Source organism: Arthrobacter koreensis (genome assembly GCF_009193255.1).
GTDB classification, from domain to species: domain Bacteria; phylum Actinomycetota; class Actinomycetes; order Actinomycetales; family Micrococcaceae; genus Arthrobacter_B; species Arthrobacter_B koreensis.
The window spans coordinates 1,134,680-1,155,136 of sequence record NZ_WACG01000001.1 but is presented as its reverse complement, the minus strand read 5'-3'; the positions used below and the strand labels follow the sequence as shown (position 1 = coordinate 1,155,136).

Here is a 20,457-nt window from a genome sequence, read left to right as displayed (position 1 = left end):
TTCCCTGTCGCATCGGGAGGACTACGCCAGGGCGAGCTCCTCGACGACGCCGGCAACCCGCCGCCGGTCCACGGCGTCCAGGCCCCGGACAGGCAGCGGAAGACAGGACTGCGGCACCAAACCCAGGTGCTCGGCAACGGCGGCGATAACCCGTACGCTGCCGTGCTCGGCGAAGAGCTCCCAGAGCGGTGAGAGGCGGGTTGACTCCGCTGCGGCGTCGTTTGGGCGGTTCTCGGCAACAGCGCGCGTGATCCGGACGGCGGGCTCCGGCAGCGTGCCGGCCACCGCGGAATACCAGGCATCGCATCCCGCACTCAGCCCGTGCGCCGCTGCGGCGTCGCCGGAAATCCCAAGAGTCACGCTCTCCGGGATCACGGCCCGGACTTCGTCGACCCGGGCGCGGGCCGCCGCCGCGGAAACCGGAGGAATCTTGATGGATGCTATGCCCGGCAGCTCGGCGATGCGTCCGAAGAGTTCCGTGCTGAACGTGAAATGCGTCGTGCCCGGGTTGTCGTACACGATGACGGGCACATCCGTTGCGCCGGTGACATTACTGAACAGGCCGAACACGTCGTCGTCGGTCAGTGCCTGATAGCTCACCGGAGCGAGCAGGATGCCGGCCGCGCCGGCGTCTTCCGCACAACGGACATTCGCCAGCACATCTGAGGTCCGCAGTGCGCCCACCCCCACAATCAGCGGTTTCGAGCCGGCGTTGGCGGCAGCCAGCCGCACCACGCGCCGTCGCTCGTCCGGGCTCAGGTAGGCGTAGGAGCCGGTGGATCCCAGTACCGCGATTGAATCGACCTCCGACTCCGCCAGCCGGTTCACGAGAGCGGAGAAGGACGCCTCATCTACGGCGTCATTCCGCAGCGGAGTCAGGGGAAAAGCGCTCAGGCCGGTAAACAAAATACGTATTCCTTCCGGTGCCGGCAGCGGTGCGGCGTTCCGCTGCGCATTAGTATTCGGTTATGTTCGCAGACATCGACGCCGAATCCGTGGACCGGATCCTTTCCGACGCCGCCTCCCGCCAGGACTTCTCCGGAACCATCCAGCTATCCCGCAGTGGCAGGATCCTCCACGAGGGGGCCTACGGCGTGGCTTCCCGGCGCTGGAACGTGCCGGCCGCGCTGGACACCCGGTTCGACGTCGCTTCCATCACCAAGCTCTTCACCTCCGTCGCCGTGCTGCAGCAGGTGGACGCCGGCACCCTGGCGCTCGATGCGGGCATTGGCGGGTTCGTTGAGCTGGAGGGCACCCGGATAGACCCGGGGATCACCATCGGCCAGCTCCTGACCCACACCTCCGGCATCGGGGACGACGCCGACGAGGAAGCCGGCGAATCCTATGAGGACCTGTGGACCGACAAGCCCACCTATTCGGTCATCCGGACAGCGGATTTCCTGCCGCAGTTCGTGCACAAGGAACCAAACTTCGCCCCCGGCACCGGCTGCCGCTACTGCAACTGCGGCTACATCCTCGCCGGGCTGGCGCTGGAAGCAGTGAGCGGCCGGAGTTATCGGGACTACGTGCGGGAACACGTGTTCGCCGCGGCGGACATGGAGAATTCAGGGTTCTTCTCCATGCGCGACGCCGTCCCGAATGTCGCGGAGGGCTGGGACGCGGTCCGCGATGAGGCCGGGACGGTGGTCTCCTGGCGGCAGAACATCTTCAGCTACCCGCCGGTCGGCTCGCCGGATGGCGGTGCCCACGCGACCGCGGGGGACCTGATCCGGTTCCTGGACGCCGTCCGGGACGGAAAACTGCTGTCCACCGGATCCACGGCAGCGTTCCTCACGCCGCAGGTCAAGCACTCGGACCTGGACTCCGGTGAGCTGCACTACGGCCTGGGGCTTGAGTTCCGGCTCGGCCCCACGGGCGAGGTGCGCTCGCTGTACAAGGACGGGATCAATGCCGGGGCCAGTGCGTTCCTGGGCTATTACCCCGGTCCGGACGTGACCCTGGCCCTGCTGTCCAACTCCGAAGACGGGGTGTGGGGGCCGCTCCGGGAGATCACGTCCCTGCTGGAAGCGGGCTGAGGTCGGAGACCCGCACTGCTGCGGGACCATCCGGCACGGCGGTAACCTTGAACCGGATCCGATGCACGGCCCCGGCAATCCGCCCCGGCCGCCGGATTTCCCCGTACCCGAAATGGAACCGCCTTGTCCCTTCCTGCCCCGGTTTCCGTACCGGACGCCCCCGCCGCACGGCAGACCGTGCTGGGCACCCTGCGCTCGCCGCGCCTGCTGAAGACCGAAGTGCTGGCGGGTCTCGTCGTCGCACTGGCACTCATCCCGGAGGCGATCGCCTTCTCGGTGATCGCCGGGGTCGATCCGCGGATGGGCTTGTTCGCGTCCTTCACTATGGCTGTCACCATTGCCTTCGTCGGCGGCCGGCCGGCCATGATCTCCGCGGCGACCGGCGCCGTCGCCCTGGTGATTGCGCCCGTGGTGGCGAAGTACGGCGTCGACTACCTGCTGCCAACGGTGATCCTGGCCGGGGTCCTGCAGATCCTGTTGGCCTTGGCAGGCGTGGCGAAGCTGATGCGCTTCATTCCGCGTTCGGTGATGGTCGGATTTGTGAACGCGCTGGCCATCCTGGTGTTTTCCTCCCAGCTGCCGGAACTCCTTGGCGTGCCGTGGCTGGTGTACCCGGTTGTCGCCGTCGGCCTCCTCATTGTGTTCCTGCTTCCGCGGCTAACGACGGCGGTGCCCGCTCCGCTCGTGGCAATTGTGCTCCTGACTATCGCGGCGGTGGCCGCAGGCTGGGACATCCCCACGGTGGGGGACAAGGGTGCGCTGCCGGACAGCCTGCCATCGCTGCTTTTCCCGGACGTGCCGCTGAACCTTGAAACCCTCGAACGGATCCTTCCCTACGCCGTGGCGATGGCCTTTGTGGGGCTGCTCGAATCCCTGCTGACCGCCAAACTGGTGGATGACATCACCGACACCCGTTCTTCCAAACCCCGCGAAGCCGCCGGGCAGGGCATCGCCAACATAGTCACCGGGTTCTTCGGCGGCATGGGCGGCTGCGCCGTAGTGGGCCAGACCATGATGAACGTCAAGGCCTCCGGGGCGCGCACCCGGATCTCCACGTTCCTGGCCGGGGTCTTCCTGCTGATCCTGGTGGTGGTGCTGGGCGACGTTGTGGCGCTGATCCCCATGGCCGCACTGGTGGCCGTGATGATCTTCGTCGCGTACGCCGCCTTCGACTGGCACAGCATCCGCCCGTCCACGCTGCGCCGGATGCCTAAATCGGAGACCGCCGTCATGCTGATCACCGTGCTGGCAACGGTCATCACGCACAACCTGGCGATCGGCGTCGGGGCCGGAGTGCTGGCAGCCATGGTGCTCTTCGCCCGGCGGGTGGCCCACTTCGTGACCGTGCAGCGCACTCTGGCGGACGACGGCGGCGCGGTCACCTACCTGGTGCACGGCGAGCTGTTCTTCGCCTCCTCCAATGACCTCTATACGCAGTTCGAGTACGCCGCGGATCCCTCGAGCGTGGTGATCGACCTGGGCGGCTCGCACGTCTGGGATGCTTCGACGGTGGCGGCGCTGGATTCGATTACCGAGAAGTACCGGTCCCGCGGGAAAACCGTGCAGATCACCGGACTGAACCAGGCATCGGCGTCCATCCGGGAGAAGCTGACGGGGAACCTGCCGTAGCCGGTGCCCGCACCCATCGAGAGGCCAGTTACGGCTCTTCTGAACCTTCAAAGGAGCCGTAACTGGCCCCTCGGCGGGAAAGAAAACCGTTGACTTTCTCAACTATCCTCGACAGGATGAGGTAACTCCGCTGGTCAGCTACAACAGGAAGTACCCCACCCATGGTTTACACACTCGGCCTCGACGTCGCGGCCCTGGATGCCATTGACACCCACGTCCACATTGAAGTGGATGATCACGGGCACAACGCACTGCCGCAGCCGCTGGTGGACGCGGCTTCCAAGCACTTCAAGACCGACGGGCCCCGCCCCGGCCTGGACGAGATCGCCGCGTACTACCGTGAGCGGAAAACCGCGGCCGTCGTCTTCACCGTCGACGCTTCCAAGGCCCTGGGCCACCCGCCGAACTCCAGCGAGGACATCGCCGAAGGTGCGGCCCGCAACAACGACGTCCTGATTCCCTTCGGCTCGGTGGACCCCACGTCCGGCGCGGACGCACTGGCCCGCGCTAAGGTCCTGGCCGGCGACTACGGGGTGCGTGGATTCAAGTTCCATCCCACCGTGCAGAACTTCGACCCCAGCGACCGCACGTTCTACCCGCTCTGGTCCCTGATCCAGGACCTGGGTGTGCCCGCGCTGTTCCACACCGGCCAGACCGGCATTGGCTCCGGGCTCCCGGGCGGATTCGGCCTCAAACTGGGCCTGTCCAACCCGATGCTGCTCGACGCCGTTGCCGCGGACTTCCCGGACCTGCAGATCATCATGGCCCATCCCTCCGTCCCCTGGCAGGACGAAGCCATCGCGGTGGCCACGCACAAGGCCAACGTGTGGATTGACCTCTCCGGCTGGTCTCCCAAGTACTTCCCGACGAACCTGGTGCGGCACGCCAACTCGCTGCTGCAGGACAAGGTCCTGTTCGGATCGGACTACCCGCTGATCACCCCCGACAGGTGGCGGCGTGACTTCGAAGCCCTGGAGATGAAGGACGAAGTCCGGCCCAAGATCCTGAAGGAGAACGCCGTCCGGCTGCTCGGGCTGGGATCATGAGCGGGCTCTACCCGGCAGACCGGTACGGGTACTCGGAGCTGCTGAGCGGCCCCGAACAGGAGGCCCTGACCAAACTGCGTGCCGTCCTGGACGAGCAGGTTGCGCCGCTGCTGGCTGACTACTGGGAGGCCGGCGAGTTCCCGGAGCAGATCCGCCAGCCCCTGGTGGACCTGAATCTGATGGCCCCCGACGGCGCCACCAACAGCCAGGACCGCACCTCCGGACTTTACGGCGGGTTCCGGAACTTTGAGCTGGCCCGCACGGACGCTTCGGTGGCCACGTATTACAACGCCCAGTCCGGCCTGTTCCGCTCCACCGTCCTGCACGGCGGCAGTGCCGAACAGGCCGCCGAGCTGGACCCTAAGATCCGGTCCTTCGAGTACACCGGCGTCTTTGCGCTCACCGAACCGGAGCACGGATCGGACATCGCCGGCGGACTGGCTACCTCCGCCCGCCGCGACGGAGACGGCTGGGTCATCAACGGCGCCAAGCGCTGGATCGGCGGGGCCGGAACTGCCGATGTGCTGGCGGTCTTCGCGCGGGATGAGGCCGACGGGCAGGTCAAGGCGTTCCTGGTGCCGCGGAAAGAGGAGGGTGTCACGCTCACCAAGATCCTGCGCAAGACCTCCCTGCGGATGATGCAGAACTTCGATATTGATTTCCGCGGCGTCCGGGTCCCGGACTCGGCCCGGCTGGCAAACATCAACTCGTTCAAGGACGTGGCTGCCCTGATGCGCCGGCTGCGCTCCGACGTCGCCTGGATCGCCACCGGGATGCAGGCCGGCGCTTACGAGGCGGCCGTCCGGTACACCCTGGAGCGGGAACAGTTCGGCAAACCGCTGGCCTCCTTCCAGCTCACGCAGCAGAAACTGGCCACCATGCTGGCCAACCTCACCGCGTCCCTGGGCATGGTGGTGCGGCTGACCCAGCGGCAGGAGGAAGGCATCTTCCGAGACGAGGACTCGGCCATGGCCAAGATGTTCACCTGCACGTCGCTGCGGGAGACCGTTGCCCTGGCCCGCGAAGTGGTGGGCGGCAACGGCATCACACTGGACACCGGCGTCGCGCGTTTCCACGCCGATGCGGAGGCCGTCTACTCCTACGAGGGCACCCACGACATCAACGCCCTGATCCTGGGCCGCTCCATCGCGGGTGTGGGCGCCTTCCGCTGACAAGCCCTGAGGCAGCACCTCACAAACCTGGCCCGCCGCGCGTCTACAGTATGTGGAAGTGAAACCGTTCGAAGCGATCGTCAGGGAACACGGAGCCGTGGTGCTGCGCGTCTGCCGCGCTGTCCTGGGGCCGGACGAGGCCGAGGACGCGTGGTCGGAGACGTTCCTCGCGGCGCTGCGGGCCTACCCAGCCCTGGCACCCGGTGCGAATGTGCAGGCCTGGCTGGTGACGATCGCCAAACGCAAGGCGATTGACGTGACCCGGGCAGCTGCGCGCCGTCCGGTCCCGATCCCCGAGCTGCCGGAGCGGCCCGGACCGGAGACTGCACGCCCCGGCGAACATGACGGCCTCTGGGCGGCGCTCCGGAACCTCCCGCGGCGCCAGCGCGAAACCCTGGCCTACCACCACCTCGCCGGGCTGCCCTTCGCGGAGGTTGCCGTTCTTCTCGGCAGCACGGAGGCCGCCTGCCGGCGGTCAGCGGCGGACGGCATGAAGAAACTGCGAACACTGGAAGCGGAGGATCTGCGATGACCCCGGACACCCTGGACATGCTCAGCGCCGGTGAAGATGTCACGCTGGCCCGCCTGCACGCGAGGCTGTCCAGCGCGGCGCAGGAGCAGGACCTGCTCGACGTCGCCTACACCGTGATGCCCTCACCCGTGGGGGAGCTGCTCCTCGCCGCCACTCCTGCCGGGCTGGTGCGGGTCGGTTTCGGCATCGAAGGGCACGACGCCGTGCTGGCGCAGCTGGCGCTCCGCGTCAGTCCACGGATCCTGGAAGCTCCGGAGCGCCTTGCCGAGCCGGTCCGCCAGCTGGAGGAGTATTTCGCCGGGACCCGCAGGGAGTTCAACCTGCCGCTCGACTTCCGCCTGGCCACCGGGTTCCGGCGCATCGTCGTCGAACACCTGCCGGAGATTGGCTACGGCTCGACTGCCAGCTATGCCGCACTCGCTGCCCTCGCGGGAAACCCCGGGGCCGTCCGCGCGGCGGGCACCGCCTGCGCCCGGAATCCGCTGCCGGTGGTGGTTCCGTGCCACCGTGTGGTGCGCTCCGATGGCAAGATCGGCAACTACCTGGGCGGCACCGAAGCCAAAACCGCCCTCCTGGCAATGGAGGCTGCAGCATGACCGGCCAGCTGTTCCCCCGCGAACGCTCCACACCCTCGGCGGGGGCCGTCCACGTGCCCGGCTGGCTGGAACCCTCCCGCCAGCGCGAACTTGTCGAAGCCTGCCGGGCCTGGGCAGTGGGGCCTGTCCCCATGCGCTCCGCTGTGCTGCCCGGCGGGCACCGGATGTCCGTGCAGACCGTCTGCCTCGGCTGGCATTGGCAGCCGTACAAGTACACGCGGACAGCCGACGACGCCGGTGGCGGACGGGTTGCCGAGGTCCCCGGCTGGTTGGTTGAACTGGGCCGCGACGCCCTGCGCGCCGCGTATTTCTCCGAGGGGGAGGCTGGCTACGCACCGGACATCATGGCGCCGGAGGATTACACCCCGGACACGGCGCTGATCAACTTCTACGCGCACGGCGCACACATGGGGATGCATCAGGACAAGGATGAGCGGTCCAGCGCACCCGTGGTCTCCATCAGCATCGGAGACACGTGCATATTCCGGTTCGGGAATACACAGACCCGCACCAAGCCCTACACCGACGTGGAACTGGTCTCCGGGGACCTGTTCGTCTTCGGCGGACCTTCCCGTTTCGCCTACCACGGGGTGCCCAAGACCCTGCCCGGCACCGCCGACCCGGAGACCGGACTCGACTCCGGGCGGATCAACATCACCCTGCGCATGACCGGGCTCGAGTGACCGGCCTGCCCGGGGAGAGGACCCACCGCATCCCGGTAGCGGAGCCGTTCCCCTGGATTCCGCTGGTCCGAAGCCTCGCCGCCCACGCCGTGCCCGGCCTTGAATCCGTGCAGTTCGACGGCGCGGCCGCGACGGTCACCCGGTTGCTGCAGGCACCCGTGGGTCCTTCGCCTGGAAGTCCGGCACCGCAAAGCGCGGTGCTGGCCGAGGTCCGCTTCGGGGCTCCGGGCAGCGTGGCGGTCCGGTTAGCCGGAGGGACCCCGGCGGACGACACCGCAGTGCTCGCCCGGCTGCGCACCTGGTTGGACCTGGATGCCCCGGCCGCCGCCGTCGACCATTTCCTCTCAGGGTTCCCGCTCCTGGCTCCGCTGGTCGGGGCCCGGCCGGGACTTCGCATCCCCGGCAGCGTTGACCCGTGGGAAACCGCCGTGCTGACCGTGCTGGGACAGCAGGTTTCGCTGGCCGCGGCACGGACCTTCGGGTCCCGGCTCGTCGCTGAATTCGGCACCCGGGAGCCCGGCGGTTTCTGGCTCTTTCCGTCGCCGCAGCGCCTGGCCGGGGCCAGCGCGGACGAGCTGCAGGCTGCCGTGAGGATCACCGGTTCCCGGGCACGGACCATCCAGGCGCTGGCAGAAGCAGCGGCCGGCGGGCTGGATCTGGCAGGCGCCGGCGCCGGCACCCGTGCCGAACTCCTCGCCCTGCCCGGAATCGGCCCCTGGACGGTGGATTACCTGGCGGTGCGCGCCGCGGGGGACCGGGATGCGTTCGTGCCCGGGGACCTGGTGCTGCGCCGGGCGCTCGGTGTCGACTCTCCGAGGGAAGCCGAGGCCCTGGCGGAACCGTGGCGGCCGTGGCGTGCCTACGCCCTGTTCCATCTCTGGACCGCCGCGGCGTATGACGCCCCCGCATCACGGCCGTCCAGCGGACCATCGGCAAAGGTCAGGAACCCATAAGGGCCAGCACCAGGGCGAGCAGCGCCGGAATGCCCCGGATGAGCGCGATCCGGGCAAGCGGCCACCTGCTGGCCAGCAGCACCACCGAGGCCAGCACCATGCAGGCCGTGGAGAAGCTGATCAGGGTCATGCCGGCTACGGGACTGCTCACCCCCAGCAGCAGCACTCCCAGTACCGCCCCCACGCCAAGGAACAGATTGTAGAAACCCTGCGTGTAGGCCAGCGGCTGGGTGGTCTCCGCGTCAACGGAGGATGTGATTCCGTACACGCCCATGGTTTCCGGGACGTTCCAGCGGAGGGACTCCAGCACAAAGAAGTAGAAGTGGACGGCGGCGGAAACCAAGGTGAAAATTGCGGCAGCGACCAGCACGGAACCCCCTCGGGGCAGGGACCGCGCTGCCGGGTGCCTGTTCGGCAAACGGGTTCGCAGCGGTCCGCGGTCCGGCCAATCCTTGCATCCCGGGCCATGGCCGCCAAGGGTGGGAGGCGCTCCCAGTTGGCGGTGGAGACTAATCGGCGGCTAGCCTTGAACTGGCGGCAGCGCCGCTGTGCCCCGTGGGCACGCCGAACTGCCCGCCAAACGCCGTTAACGCCGGTTGGCCCAAAGAACAGCCCCTAAAGGAGCACCTTCGTGCGCACTTCCCGTCCACTTCGCGCCCTGGCAGTCACCGCCGCCGCAGCGCTGGCGCTAACCGCCTGCGGCTCCGACTACCCCCTGGGGGACGAACAGCGCGAAGCAGCCGAGAACAGCACCTCCACGCTCTCCGGCATCATCTCCGGTTCCGGGTCGACCGCCCAGGGACCGGCCATGGACGCCTGGATTGGCGGGTTCCGGGTGCTGCATCCCAAGGTGCAGGTCCAGTATTCCCCGGACGGCTCCGGGGCCGGCCGCAACGCCCTGCTGGCCGGAGCGGTGCAGTTCGCCGGGTCGGACGCCTTCCTGCAGGATGAGGAACTGGGTGAAGCGCGCGAGGTCTGCGGACCCGACGGCGCCCTCGACATCCCGGCCTACATTTCCCCGATCGCCGTCGCCTTCAACCTGCCCGGAATCGAGTCGCTGAACATGGACGCGGCCACGATCGCAAAGATCTTCCGCGGCGAAATCGACTACTGGAACGATCCGGCGATCGCGGCCCAGAACCCCGGCGTGGAGCTGCCGGAGACCCGGATCACGCCCGTCAGCCGCGCCGATGATTCCGGCACAACCGAGAACTTCACGGAGTACCTGCACGAAGCCGCTCCCCAGGCCTGGCCGAATGATCCCTCGGGCTCCTGGCCCGGCGGGCTCGGCGGCGAGAACGCGCAGGGCAGTGCCGGCGTCATCAGCACCGTCACCCGCACCGAAGGATCAGTTGCGTACTCGGATGACTCGGTGGTGGATGACTCACTGGGCACTGTGAACCTCAAGGTGGGCGAGGAGTACGTGCCGATCAGCGCCGATGCCGCGTCGATCGCCGTCGAGCAGTCCTCCCGGGTTCCCGGACGCAGCGCCAATGACATTGCCCTGCACCTGGACCGCACCACTACGGCTCCCGGCGCGTACCCGCTGGTGCTGATTTCCTACCAGATCTTCTGCAGCTCCTACGAGGACGCCGGCACGGTGGAGCTCGTGAAGGCTTTCGGACAGTACGTCATCAGCCCCGAAGGCCAGGAAGCATCTGCCGACGCCGCCAAGTCCGCTCCGATTCCGGAGAGCCTGGCGGAGGATGCCCGGACAGCGATCGAGAGCATCACCACGCGCCCGTAGCTCCTGCCCGCGCTCCCCGACGCAGCTGAATCCTGCCCCTGGGCAGGGCCCTTGTCCTGCACGCGGATATTCCCTGCCTGCCTTCCGAAGCGGTCTTCTCTGGACCCCTTGCGCCCCTTGGAGGCCGGTGGCACCGTGGACCTACCGCGACGGAAAGGGGGCAGGGAATGCAGCCCATCAGGATCGAAAGATGGTGGCCGTATCTCGACACCACTGCCAAGCAGTGGCTGCGCGAGAACCTCCGGCAGGACGGAATTCCGCCTAAGGTCCAGGACCGGATTGCCGAGGCAGGAGGCCCCGTCATTGATCCCATCCTCGATATCCGGGACTGGGACTTCATTGAAACCCAGTCCGAGCTGGTCGATTAGGACAGCCACCCCGCTCAGCATGCTCATTTGAGTGGACGTGTGATGCTCACATGATAAATTGAGCTGCACTTATCCGCTCGTCCCACAGGTGTGACCCATGAGCAAGCTGCAGACCGAATCCCTGGCCGGCCTCCCCGGAGCCCTGGCTGTTCCGACCTACGACCGCTCCGCTGTGAGCACCGGCATTGTCCACTTCGGGGTGGGCGGATTCCACCGGGCGCACCAGGCCATGTACCTGGACCGGCTGATGAATGACGGTAAGGCCCTGGACTGGGGCATCTGCGGAGTAGGCGTGCTGCCGCAGGACGCCGCGATGAAATCCGTCATGGATGCTCAGGACTGCCTCTATACCCTGGTGCTCAAGAATCCGGACGGAACGCGGGAGGGCCGGGTGATCGGCTCCATCACCGAGTACCTGCTGGCTCCGGAGGACCCCGAAGCCGTTATTGCCAAGATGGCCTCGCCGCAGACGCGGATCGTGTCCCTGACCATTACCGAGGGCGGGTACAACTTCCACCACGTCACCGGGGAGTTCGACGCCGGCAATCCGGCAGTGCAGGCGGACCTGGTTCCCGGTGCTGTCCCTGCCACGGTCTTTGGGCTGGTCACCGAGGCCCTCGCCCGGCGCCGGGAGGCCGGCACCGCGCCGTTCACCGTGATGTCCTGCGACAACATCCAGGGCAACGGCGATGTTGCCCGCCGCATGTTCACTGCGTTCGCGGACCTGCGGGATCCGGAACTGGGGGAGTGGATGCGCGCCAACGTGGCCTTCCCCAATTCAATGGTGGACCGCATTACCCCGGTCACCACGGATGCCGACAGGGACATGGTGGCGGAGGACTTGGGCATCGAGGATGCCTGGCCGGTGGTCAGCGAAGACTTTGAGCAGTGGGTCCTGGAGGACCACTTCCCGCAGGGCCGCCCGCCGTTCGAGGACGCCGGCGTGCAGGTGGTGGACGACGTCGAGCCCTACGAACTCATGAAGCTGCGCCTGCTCAATGCCAGCCACCAGGGCCAGTGCTACTTCGGCTACCTTGCCGGCTACCGGTACGCCCACGAGGTCTGCCAGGATCCGCTCTTCTCCACCTTCCTGCTGGACTACATGGAACGCGAGGCCACGCCCACGCTCAAGCCGCTGCCCGGCGTGGACCTCGATGCGTACCGGCACAAGCTGATCGAACGCTTCTCCAACGAACATGTACGGGACACCCTGGCCCGGCTCTGCGCCGAGAGTTCAGACCGGATTCCCAAGTGGCTGCTGCCCGTCATCCGCGAAAACCTCGACGCCGGCGGGGAGATCCACCGCTCGGCGGCCATCGTAGCCAGCTGGGCCCGGTACGCCGAGGGCACTGATGAGCAGGGTGCGGAGATCGACGTCGTCGACCGGCTGCGGGAACCGCTGATGGCCGCTGCGGCGCGCAACCGTGAAGACCCGCTGGCCTTCATTTCCCAGCCTGAGCTCTTCGGCGACCTGGCCTCCAACGAGCGCTTTGTTAAGGCCTATACGCAGGCGCTGGGCGTTCTGCATGACGCCGGCGCCCGTGCCACGGTTGAAAACCTCGTCCGCGGGCACGGGAGCCCGGAAGCCGGCTAACGGCGGGAAGCGTCCGCCGGCTCCGGTGTATCAGCCGGCGCCGGCCGGGTGCTGGCCGGCAGCGCAGCAGCCACCGCAAACACGAGGACCAAGGCCGCGCCCCAGATGACCGCGGCGAGGTTGCCGCCCACGAGGAACGGGAAGTTCCAGAGGGAGAGCGCCAGCACGCCGAGCAGGCCGATCCCGCCGGCCACAGCCGCGGCCCGCACTCCGCCGGGCGCGGATGAGCCGCGCGTGCCGAAGCTGACGATTGCGAAGCTGGTCAGGGTCATCATCACGATCACGCCGATGGCCCCTGCGCCGGAATACCAGGTGTAGATCTCCAGGACCGGATCCAGCTGGACGGCAGCGGAAACCAGTACGACTGCGGCGGTCACACCGGTCACCCAGAAAGAAGCACGCGAGGGCGCGCCGTGGGCGGGATGGACGGCGGCCAGGCCGGCCGGCAGCACGCCGCGCTGGCCCAGGGTGAAGAGATAGCGGGAGACGATGTTGTGGAAGGCCAGCATGCAGGCGAACATGCTCGTCACCACCAGCACCTGGACAATGTCCGTCATGATCGGAGCGAGGATCTCCCCGGCGAAGCCCACCACCACGCTGTCCGGGCTGTCCGTGGCCAGGGCAACGGCGTTGCCGGCCCCGAGGCCGCTGATGATCAGCCAGGAGGAGAGGATATACAGCGCGCCGATGGAGAGCACGGCGATGTAGGTGGCGCGCGGAACGGTGCGCTCCGGATCCTTGGCCTCATTGCGGAACACCGCCGTCGCCTCGAAGCCGAAGAAGCCGAGGAAGGCGAACAGCAGGCCCAGGCCCGGAGCGCCGGACATTGCTTCGGCGGGGCTGAACGGAAGGGAGGTGAGTTCACGGCCGGAGAAGAGGACGCCCAGGTCGATGGCCAGCACGGCGGCGACCTCCAGGACGAGGACGGTGCCCAGCACCTTCGCCGACAGGTTGATGTCCCGGTAGCCAAGGAAACCGACGACGGCGATCATGGCCGCCGAGATGGCCCACCAGGGAACCTGCACACCGGACCAGAGCTCAATCAGGTTTCCTGCCTGGACGCCCAGGTAGCAGGTCATCGAGACGGTGAGCAGGACGTAGGCGAAGAGTGCCAGCCCCGCGGTGCCCAGTCCGGCCCGGCGGCCGAGCCCGCGGTCCACATAGGAGTAGAACGCGCCGGCATCAGGTACGTGCGGGGTCATCCAGGCGTAGCCGACCGAGAACAGCAGCAGGATGGCCGTGGCTGCCAGCACCATCAGCGGCATTCCCACTGATTCGGAGACAGCGAGGATGAGGGGGAAGTTTGCCGCGACGACGGTGATGGGGGCCGCGGCCGCGACGACCATCAGGACGATTCCGGGCACGCCTAGCCGGCGGGTGAGAGTGGTTTTCAACGGGTTCCTTCGCTCTGTGGCCGGTTTATCTCCAGCCAGCACAGAGCCGATTTTAGTAAAACCGCCGGTTTCAGCCCTTCACAGCGTGTCACACACGGGGCCGGGAGCCGGGTAAACAAAAAGGTCCTGGTCCGGCGAACCGGATCAGGACCTTTTTACTATGGTTGCGGGGGCAAGATTTGAACTTGCGACCTCTGGGTTATGAGCCCAGCGAGCTACCGAACTGCTCCACCCCGCGGCGTGCTTAGAACTCTACCGTACGCGTGCCGGAGGGACTAATCGCGTGGTCCGGGTCACTTCCCGGAGAGCGCGACGGCGAGGTCCTCGTCAATGAGCAGGGTAGTGACGAAGCCGGCGGCGAGGACGGCCCGCACGGCATCGGCGCGTGCGGCTCCCTGTGCCACCGCCACCACCTGGGGCGTGCTCCGGAGCTGGTCCAGGCTGACCGCGAGCACCCGCCCATCCAGCTCTGAGCGGACCGGCCGTCCCCCGGCATCGATCAGCCGCCCGCTGCATTCGGCCACCGCGCCGGCCTGCGCCGCTTCGAGCTTCAAGTGGTTGTCCACCCGGTTCCACACGGTGGAGAGTCCCGGGAGCCAGGCGCCGACGGCGACGACGGCGGCGTCGAGCGAGCTGGCCTTGGCGAGGGTGTCCCCGATCTCCGGCTGGCGGCGCAGGCTCTGCGCGGTCAGCGCGTTTTCGACGACGAGCGGAGCCCACAGCGGCCAGGTGGCAACGCCGTCGTGCCGGCCCAGGTTCTGGATCAGCTCCAGGGAGTTTCCGCTTCCGGGAACCGGCAGCGCGCCGGCCAGCTGCACGATGTTGCACGGGGGCAGGTTGGTCACATGCCGGGCTGCCATGTCCAGGGTGCGGGACCAGGAAACCCCGATGCTCGCTCCCGGAGCGGCCGCCGCCATGATCTCCGCCGCGGCCTGCTGGGCCATGCTTTCGCGCGTGGTGCGGTCGTCCGCTCCCGTGGGGCTGATGCGGACCCGTTCGACGCCGAGGGATTCCGCCAGGCGTGCCGGGGCAAGGTCAGCGGCCGCTTCCGGAAAGCGGACATCAATGCGCACTATGCCCAGGGCGCGCGCTTCATCCAGCAGGCGTGCCACCTGAAAACGGGAAATGCCGTAATTGCGGGCAATGTCCACTTTCGAATGGTTGCTCAGGTAATAATCCCGGCCAATTCTGGCCAGGAGTTCCTCATGGGACGAACCTGTTCCGGTAATGATTCCGCCCTGCCTGTTCCCGAATGAGCGTTACTTTGTTGCTCATTTGAGTGTATATGACTAGAGTTCCTGACCAAATGAGCGCAAGGAAATATCTCAAATGAGCAAGGGTGACGTATGAGATCAGAACGCAGCCAGCCGCAGGAGCGGCGCGGACGCAGAGTGAAGCGGTTCGCAGCGGCCGCGGCGGCAGCAGCAATGGTGCTGACCGGCTGCAGCAGCGCCAATGCGGACGGGCGGCAGGAGATCGTCGTCGCCATCGTCTCCAACCCGCAGATGACGGACGCCATCTCCCTGCAGGACCGGTTCAAGGAAGAGCACCCCAACGTCGACGTCCGCTTCGTGTCCCTGCCGGAGAACGAGGCGCGTGCCAAGATCACCGCCTCGGTTGCCACCGGCGGCGGCGAGTTCGACGTCGTGATGGTCTCCAACTACGAAACACCCATGTGGGCGGAGAACGGCTGGCTGACCAACCTGCAGGACTACGCGGACAACACCCAGGGCTATGACCCGGATGACTTCATTCCAAACATCCGCGAGGCGCTCAGCTACGAGGATGACCTGTACTCCGTCCCGTTCTACGGCGAATCGGCTTTCCTGGCCTACCGCCAGGACCTCTTTGAGGACGCAGGGCTGACCATGCCCGAACAGCCAACCTGGGCTGACATCGCAGGGTTCGCCGAGGCCCTGCACAACCCGGACGAAGGCTTCTCCGGCATCTGCCTGCGCGGGCTCGCCGGCTGGGGCGAGGTTATGGCCCCGCTGACCACCATGATCAACACCTACGGCGGCAGCTGGTTCGACGAGGACTGGAACGCCACCCTGGACAGCCCTGAAGTGAAAGCCGCAGTCACCGACTACGTGGACCTGATCCGCAATTCCGGCCAGCCCGGCGCGGCGACCAGCGGCTACGGCGACTGCCTGACCCGCTACAGCCAGGGCAACGCAGCCATGTGGTTCGACGCCACCGCGATGGTTTCAACGGTGGAGGATCCGGACTCCTCGCTGGTGGTCGGCAAGACCGCCTACGCTCCCGCCCCGGTGGAGGAAACCGATTCGGCCGGCTGGCTGTACTCCTGGTCCCTGGCCATTCCCTCCACCAGTGAAGAAAAGGACGCCGCCTGGGATTTCATTTCCTGGATGACGGACAAGGACTTCATTGAACTGGTCGGGGAGGAAATCAGCTGGGAACGCGTTCCTCCGGGAAGCCGGCTCTCCACCTATGAAATTCCCGAATACGCCGAAGTGGCACAGGCCTACGCCGAGCCCACGCTCTCGGCAATGGCCGGGGCATCGCAGGAAACGTCCATGACGGGCAGCGTGCCCTATCCCGGCCTCCAATTTGTAGGCATCCCCGAGTTCCAGGACCTCGGCACCCGGGTCGCCCAGCAGGTCTCCGCTGCCATCGCGGGCCAGAAAACCGTCGAGGAAGCGCTGGAGCAGTCCCAGCGCTACGCAGAAACCGTCGCCGAGAGCTACCAGTCAGGAGAGCACTGATGACCACACTGGTAGAGCGGCATAACGCGAAGGCGCACCGCGACGTCGAAAAGCGCCAGTCCGGGGGGATGTCCCGGGCTGAGGGCTGGCGGCGAAGGGGGCCGCTGCTGCCGGCGCTGATCTTCACGATCATCGTCACCCAGGTCCCGTTCCTGTTCACCATCTGGTATTCGCTGCAGAACTGGAACCTGCTTAACCCCGACGGCGACCGGTTTGTGTGGTTCTCCAACTACGTGGAGATCTTCGCCGACTCGACCTTCCGCCAGGCCGCCCTGAACAGCGTCATCTTCACCCTCGGCTGTGTGTTCTTCGCGATGATCCTGGGCATCATCTTCGCCCTGCTGCTGGACCGTTCCTTCGCCGGCCGCGGAATCGTGCGGACCCTGCTGATCACGCCGTTCCTCATCATGCCGGTGGCCGGCTCGCTGCTCTGGTCCGTTTCAATCCTCAACCCCAGCTACGGCCTGCTCAACTGGCTGATCGGGCTGGTGGGCATCTCCCCGGTGGACTGGACCTCCGCCCATCCGATCGCCTCGATCCTGATGTCCCTGGTGTGGCAGTGGACGCCGTTCATGATGCTGCTGGTCCTGGCCGGACTCCAGGCGCAGCCCAAGGACGTCCTGGAAGCCGCGCAGGTGGACGGCGCCGGCTGGTGGCGCACGTTCTTCTCCGTCACGCTGCCGCAGCTGCGCCGCTACATTGAGCTGGGCGTGCTGCTCGGCGCGATTTACGTGGTGAACACGTTCGACCAGATTTACCTGATGACGGCAGGAGGACCCGGCACTGCCAGTGCCAACCTGCCCTTCTACATCTACCAGCGGGCCTTCCTCGGCTTCGACATTGGGCAGGCCGCCGCCATGGGCGTGGTGGTGGTGATCGCCACCATCATCGTGGCAACCTTCGCCCTCCGCCTGATCTTCCGCAGCTTCGACACTAAGGACTAGCCGTGGCCACCCAGACACAGCCGGCTCCGGCCGAACGCACCCCCGCTGCACGCACCTCCGGGCAGCGCATCAACCGCAAGCCCAAACCGCGCGCCGGGGCATCCCTGCTGACTGTCTTCACCTGGATCATCGCCATCGGGTTCTTCTCCCCGGTGCTCTGGATGGTGCTGACCTCCTTCAAGCAGGAATCGGCGGCAGCCTCCAACCCGCCGTCGTTCTTCTTCACCCCCACCCTGGACCAGTACCGGGCGGTGCTGGACGCCGGCGCCGGGACGTACTTCCTCAACTCGGTCATCGCCACCGGCGTCTCCACCCTCCTGGTGGTCATCCTGGCGGTCCCCGCGTCCTACGCGCTGAGCATCCGGCCGGTGAAGCGGACCCAGGATGTGCTGTTCTTCTTCATCTCCACGAAGATGCTGCCCGTGGTGGCCGTGATCATGCCGATCTACGTCATTGCCGGACAGCTGAAGGTCCTGGACAACGTGTGGACGCTGGTGGTGCTCTACACCTCCATGAACCTTCCCATCGCTGTGTGGATGATGCGCTCCTTCTTCCAGGAAGTGCCCTCCGAGGTGCTGGAAGCCGCGCAGATGGACGGCGCGGGCCTTCTGAAGACCCTGTGGCGGGTACTCATGCCCATGGTGGCCCCCGGCCTCGCCGCCACCGCCCTGATCTGCGTCATCTTCGCCTGGAACGAGTTCTTCTTCGCGCTGAACCTGACGGCGGCGAAATCCGCCACGGTGCCGGTGTTCCTGGTGTCCCAAATGACCAGTGAGGGACTCTACCTGGCGCAGCTTTCCGCTGCCTCAGTGCTCGCATCCCTGCCGGTGGTCCTGGCCGGCTGGGTGGCGCAGAAGCAGCTGGTCCGGGGCCTGTCGATGGGAGCAGTCAAGTGAGCAGCAGCGGTTCCGTGCCGGCATCGATGTCCGTTTCCGTGCTGGACGGTCCCGGCAAACTCCGGCAGGAGGACCGGCCGGTGCCGGTACCCGGGCCCGGGGAAGTCCTGGTTCGGATTGCCTCGGTGGGTGTCTGCGGTTCTGACACGCACTATTTCCACGAGGGCCGGATCGGCAGCTTCGTCGTTGAGGCGCCGCTGGTCCTGGGCCACGAAGCCTCCGGCCGGATCGAAGCGGCGGGCAACGGCGTCGACCCCTCCCTGGTGGGGCAGCGGGTGTCGCTTGAACCCGGCATTCCGCAGCCCTATTCGAAACAAACCCTCGCCGGGCACTACAACCTGGACCCGGACGTGCGGTTCTTCGCCACCCCGCCCGTTGACGGGGCCTTCGCCGAGTACGTGGTACATCCGGCCGCCTTCGCGCATCGGGTCCCGGACAGCTTGTCCGATGACTCGGCAGCCCTGCTTGAACCGCTGAGCGTGGCACTGGCCGCCCGCGCTGCCGGAGAAGTGCAGCTGGGGGACAGGGTCCTCGTGGCGGGCGCCGGACCGATCGGCCTGCTGGTCTCCGCCGTGTGCTCGCTGGCCGGTGCCGAGGTCACTGTGACTGACGTCCGCGCCGAACGGCTGGAGGTGGCCGGGCGGTACGGTGCCGCCCACACCTTCACGGCCGCGGAGGCGCCCGAACCGGCACCGGAATACCAGGTGTTCATTGACGCCACCGGGGCCGAACCTGCCGTCCTCGCCGGTATGCAGCGCCTGGCGCCGCGCGGCCGCTGCGTCCTGGTGGGCATGGGAGCGGACACCATCGCCCTGCCGGTTCCGCTGGTCCAGGGCCGGGAACTGCGCATCACCGGCACCTTCCGCTACGCCAACACCTGGCCGCTCGCGGTTTCCCTGGCCGGGCAGGGGCTGGTGGACCTGGACGGGCTGGTCACGTCCCGGCACGGGCTGGACGACGTCGAAGCGGCACTGGTTGCCGGTGCCCGGGAGGGTGCGCTGAAGGCCGTCGTCACGCCGTAAAAGTTTCCGTTCCTTCCCCGCCGAGAGGCCAGTTACGGCTCTTATGGGCGCTGAAACGAGCCGTAACTGGCCTCTCGAGGGTGATAGGTTCAGCTGAAACAGGCCGGCTCAGTGCGGAGGACAGGCATGGTCAAACCAGCGGATGCGGCACCGGACGTAGCCCACGCATCGAATTTTCCCGAGTGGAAGAGACTCGTCTCCGAATCGTTCGTTCCCCTCGAAGCCACCCCGGTGCAGCCCGGCCCCGCCGCGTTCTCCGGGCGCCTGACCGGACGCCGGCTGCGCGAGCTGGCCATAGTCCAGGTGGACGCCATGCCGCACTGCGTCGAGCGGACACCGGAGCTGATCAACGGGGCGGACGGCGGGTTCTACAAACTCAGCCTGCAGCTCTCCGGAACCGGAATCCTGGTCCAGGACGGCCGGGAAGCCGTGCTCGAGCCCGGAGACCTGGCCATCTATGACACCGGCGCGCCCTACACCCTGACGTTCCACGAGCAGTTCACCACCCTCGTCCTGATGTTCCCGAAGCAGCTGCTCGGGCTGGCACCTGAAGACATGGCGGAGATGACCGCCGTCCGGCTGGGCCGGGGGCACCGCCTGGGCCGCGCCGTCGTGCCCTTCCTGACCCAAATCGGCCGGATGCTGCCGGAGCTGGACGGCCCGATCGGCCACCGGCTGGCCATGAACACCGTAGACCTGCTCTCCACCCTGCTCGCCGACGAGGCGCACGCCCTTCCGGATGCAGACGCCGGTGGCCAGGAACGCCTGCTGCGCCGGGTTCAGCACTTCATTGACGGGCAACTGGCCAACCCGGACCTCTCTCCCGGTTACATTGCGGCCGCCCACTTCATCTCCGTCCGCAGTCTGCACAAGCTTTTCGAGGACTCCGGCACCACAGCCGCAGCCTGGATCCGTGCCCGGCGCCTGGACGGTGCCCGCCGGGACCTCGCGGATCCGCTGCAGGCAGACGTTCCGGTGGGGGCGATCGGAGCGCGGTGGGGGCTGCCGGATCCGGCGCACTTCAGCCGGGTCTTCCGTGCCGCGTACGGGCAGTCGCCGTCGGCGTACCGCGCTGGCCGCTGAAAAGCCGTGCACGGTTAGTCAACTGGCGCACGCGCA

Annotated in this window: 20 protein-coding genes and 1 tRNA gene; 16 read left to right on the top strand and 5 right to left on the bottom strand. The window is 67.1% G+C overall.

The genetic code is table 11. From position 1 onward, the window contains the following. Positions 1–21: 21 nt before the first annotated feature. Positions 22–906 (bottom strand): dihydrodipicolinate synthase family protein, encoded by an 885-nt coding sequence (locus tag GD628_RS05475; protein WP_152274056.1) that lies wholly within the window; start codon positions 904–906, stop codon positions 22–24. A gap of 62 nt (positions 907–968) precedes the next feature. On the opposite strand from GD628_RS05475, the gene GD628_RS05470 reads away from it, so the two are divergent. The 8 genes from GD628_RS05470 (at position 969) to GD628_RS05435 (ending at position 8,647) form a co-directional block, all read left to right on the top strand. Beyond that, complete coding sequence (locus GD628_RS05470; RefSeq protein ID WP_152274055.1) at positions 969–2,036, top strand: serine hydrolase domain-containing protein; 1,068 nt, start codon at positions 969–971, stop codon at positions 2,034–2,036. A gap of 123 nt (positions 2,037–2,159) precedes the next feature. Next, positions 2,160–3,665 (top strand): SulP family inorganic anion transporter, encoded by a 1,506-nt coding sequence (locus tag GD628_RS05465; RefSeq protein ID WP_226802346.1) that lies wholly within the window; start codon positions 2,160–2,162, stop codon positions 3,663–3,665. A 161-nt stretch (positions 3,666–3,826) separates the two neighbouring features. Next, positions 3,827–4,711, top strand: a complete 885-nt coding sequence (locus GD628_RS05460; RefSeq protein WP_152274054.1) for an amidohydrolase family protein — start codon at positions 3,827–3,829, stop codon at positions 4,709–4,711. Continuing rightward, the gene (locus GD628_RS05455; protein WP_152274053.1) at positions 4,708–5,883 is read left to right on the top strand and encodes an acyl-CoA dehydrogenase family protein; all 1,176 of its coding nucleotides are present in this window, start codon (positions 4,708–4,710) and stop codon (positions 5,881–5,883) included. The genes GD628_RS05460 and GD628_RS05455 overlap by 4 nt, the downstream gene beginning before the upstream one ends. Before the next feature lie 58 nt (positions 5,884–5,941). Beyond that, positions 5,942–6,415: an RNA polymerase sigma factor gene (locus GD628_RS05450; protein ID WP_377955065.1), complete on the top strand. Its 474-nt coding sequence runs from the start codon at positions 5,942–5,944 to the stop codon at positions 6,413–6,415. Continuing rightward, a complete protein-coding gene (locus GD628_RS05445) occupies positions 6,412–7,011 on the top strand; it encodes a methylated-DNA--[protein]-cysteine S-methyltransferase (RefSeq protein WP_152274051.1) in 600 nt (199 codons plus the stop codon). Before GD628_RS05450 ends, GD628_RS05445 begins: the two co-directional genes overlap by 4 nt. Further along, the gene (locus tag GD628_RS05440) at positions 7,008–7,694 is read left to right on the top strand and encodes an alpha-ketoglutarate-dependent dioxygenase AlkB family protein (RefSeq protein WP_152274050.1); all 687 of its coding nucleotides are present in this window, start codon (positions 7,008–7,010) and stop codon (positions 7,692–7,694) included. The genes GD628_RS05445 and GD628_RS05440 overlap by 4 nt, the downstream gene beginning before the upstream one ends. After that, positions 7,691–8,647, top strand: coding sequence for a DNA-3-methyladenine glycosylase family protein (locus tag GD628_RS05435; protein WP_226802345.1), 957 nt, complete (start codon positions 7,691–7,693; stop codon positions 8,645–8,647). Before GD628_RS05440 ends, GD628_RS05435 begins: the two co-directional genes overlap by 4 nt. Here GD628_RS05435 and GD628_RS05430 read toward each other — a convergent pair. Next, positions 8,634–9,017: a DUF1304 domain-containing protein gene (locus tag GD628_RS05430; RefSeq protein WP_176697499.1), complete on the bottom strand. Its 384-nt coding sequence runs from the start codon at positions 9,015–9,017 to the stop codon at positions 8,634–8,636. The genes GD628_RS05435 and GD628_RS05430 overlap by 14 nt on opposite strands. A gap of 261 nt (positions 9,018–9,278) precedes the next feature. Here GD628_RS05430 and pstS point away from each other — a divergent pair, with 261 nt between their 5' ends. The 3 genes from pstS (at position 9,279) to GD628_RS05415 (ending at position 12,356) form a co-directional block, all read left to right on the top strand. Beyond that, a complete protein-coding gene (pstS, locus tag GD628_RS05425; RefSeq protein ID WP_152274049.1) occupies positions 9,279–10,394 on the top strand; it encodes a phosphate ABC transporter substrate-binding protein PstS in 1,116 nt (371 codons plus the stop codon). Between the two features lie 167 nt (positions 10,395–10,561). Next, complete coding sequence (locus tag GD628_RS05420) at positions 10,562–10,762, top strand: hypothetical protein (protein WP_091600979.1); 201 nt, start codon at positions 10,562–10,564, stop codon at positions 10,760–10,762. A 97-nt stretch (positions 10,763–10,859) separates the two neighbouring features. Continuing rightward, positions 10,860–12,356: a mannitol dehydrogenase family protein gene (locus GD628_RS05415; protein WP_152274048.1), complete on the top strand. Its 1,497-nt coding sequence runs from the start codon at positions 10,860–10,862 to the stop codon at positions 12,354–12,356. Here the strand turns inward: GD628_RS05415 and GD628_RS05410 are convergent. From GD628_RS05410 to GD628_RS05400, 3 genes are all read right to left on the bottom strand, one after another. Further along, positions 12,353–13,750, bottom strand: coding sequence for an APC family permease (locus tag GD628_RS05410; protein ID WP_152274047.1), 1,398 nt, complete (start codon positions 13,748–13,750; stop codon positions 12,353–12,355). The genes GD628_RS05415 and GD628_RS05410 overlap by 4 nt on opposite strands. A 161-nt stretch (positions 13,751–13,911) precedes the next feature. Then, positions 13,912–13,988 (bottom strand) — tRNA-Met (locus tag GD628_RS05405). A 55-nt stretch (positions 13,989–14,043) separates the two neighbouring features. Continuing rightward, complete coding sequence (locus GD628_RS05400; protein WP_226802344.1) at positions 14,044–14,901, bottom strand: sugar-binding transcriptional regulator; 858 nt, start codon at positions 14,899–14,901, stop codon at positions 14,044–14,046. 195 nt (positions 14,902–15,096) lie between these two features. Between GD628_RS05400 and GD628_RS05395 the strand changes: the two genes are divergently transcribed. From GD628_RS05395 to GD628_RS05375, 5 genes are all read left to right on the top strand, one after another. Further along, positions 15,097–16,476, top strand: a complete 1,380-nt coding sequence (locus GD628_RS05395; RefSeq protein WP_152274045.1) for an ABC transporter substrate-binding protein — start codon at positions 15,097–15,099, stop codon at positions 16,474–16,476. After that, a complete protein-coding gene (locus tag GD628_RS05390; protein WP_152274044.1) occupies positions 16,476–17,420 on the top strand; it encodes a carbohydrate ABC transporter permease in 945 nt (314 codons plus the stop codon). The genes GD628_RS05395 and GD628_RS05390 overlap by 1 nt, the downstream gene beginning before the upstream one ends. A 2-nt stretch (positions 17,421–17,422) precedes the next feature. After that, positions 17,423–18,316, top strand: coding sequence for a carbohydrate ABC transporter permease (locus tag GD628_RS05385; protein ID WP_193313199.1), 894 nt, complete (start codon positions 17,423–17,425; stop codon positions 18,314–18,316). After that, positions 18,313–19,338 (top strand): NAD(P)-dependent alcohol dehydrogenase, encoded by a 1,026-nt coding sequence (locus tag GD628_RS05380; protein WP_226802343.1) that lies wholly within the window; start codon positions 18,313–18,315, stop codon positions 19,336–19,338. The genes GD628_RS05385 and GD628_RS05380 overlap by 4 nt, the downstream gene beginning before the upstream one ends. Before the next feature lie 126 nt (positions 19,339–19,464). Continuing rightward, positions 19,465–20,421 carry an AraC-like ligand-binding domain-containing protein gene (locus GD628_RS05375; RefSeq protein WP_091600991.1) on the top strand — a complete coding sequence of 319 codons (957 nt, stop codon included), beginning with the start codon at positions 19,465–19,467 and terminating at the stop codon, positions 20,419–20,421. Positions 20,422–20,457: the final 36 nt, after the last annotated feature.

Bases quoted from the DNA above. Each gene is read 5' to 3' on its own strand.
- GD628_RS05470 (WP_152274055.1), top strand. From the start codon at position 969: ATGTTCGCAGACATCGACGCCGAATCCGTGGACCGGATCCTTTCCGAC.
- GD628_RS05460 (WP_152274054.1), top strand. From the start codon at position 3,827: ATGGTTTACACACTCGGCCTCGACGTCGCGGCCCTGGATGCCATTGAC.
- GD628_RS05455 (WP_152274053.1), top strand. From the start codon at position 4,708: ATGAGCGGGCTCTACCCGGCAGACCGGTACGGGTACTCGGAGCTGCTG.
- GD628_RS05445 (WP_152274051.1), top strand. From the start codon at position 6,412: ATGACCCCGGACACCCTGGACATGCTCAGCGCCGGTGAAGATGTCACG.
- GD628_RS05440 (WP_152274050.1), top strand. From the start codon at position 7,008: ATGACCGGCCAGCTGTTCCCCCGCGAACGCTCCACACCCTCGGCGGGG.
- GD628_RS05420 (WP_091600979.1), top strand. From the start codon at position 10,562: ATGCAGCCCATCAGGATCGAAAGATGGTGGCCGTATCTCGACACCACT.
- GD628_RS05415 (WP_152274048.1), top strand. From the start codon at position 10,860: ATGAGCAAGCTGCAGACCGAATCCCTGGCCGGCCTCCCCGGAGCCCTG.
- GD628_RS05395 (WP_152274045.1), top strand. From the start codon at position 15,097: ATGAGATCAGAACGCAGCCAGCCGCAGGAGCGGCGCGGACGCAGAGTG.
- GD628_RS05390 (WP_152274044.1), top strand. From the start codon at position 16,476: ATGACCACACTGGTAGAGCGGCATAACGCGAAGGCGCACCGCGACGTC.
- GD628_RS05375 (WP_091600991.1), top strand. From the start codon at position 19,465: ATGGTCAAACCAGCGGATGCGGCACCGGACGTAGCCCACGCATCGAAT.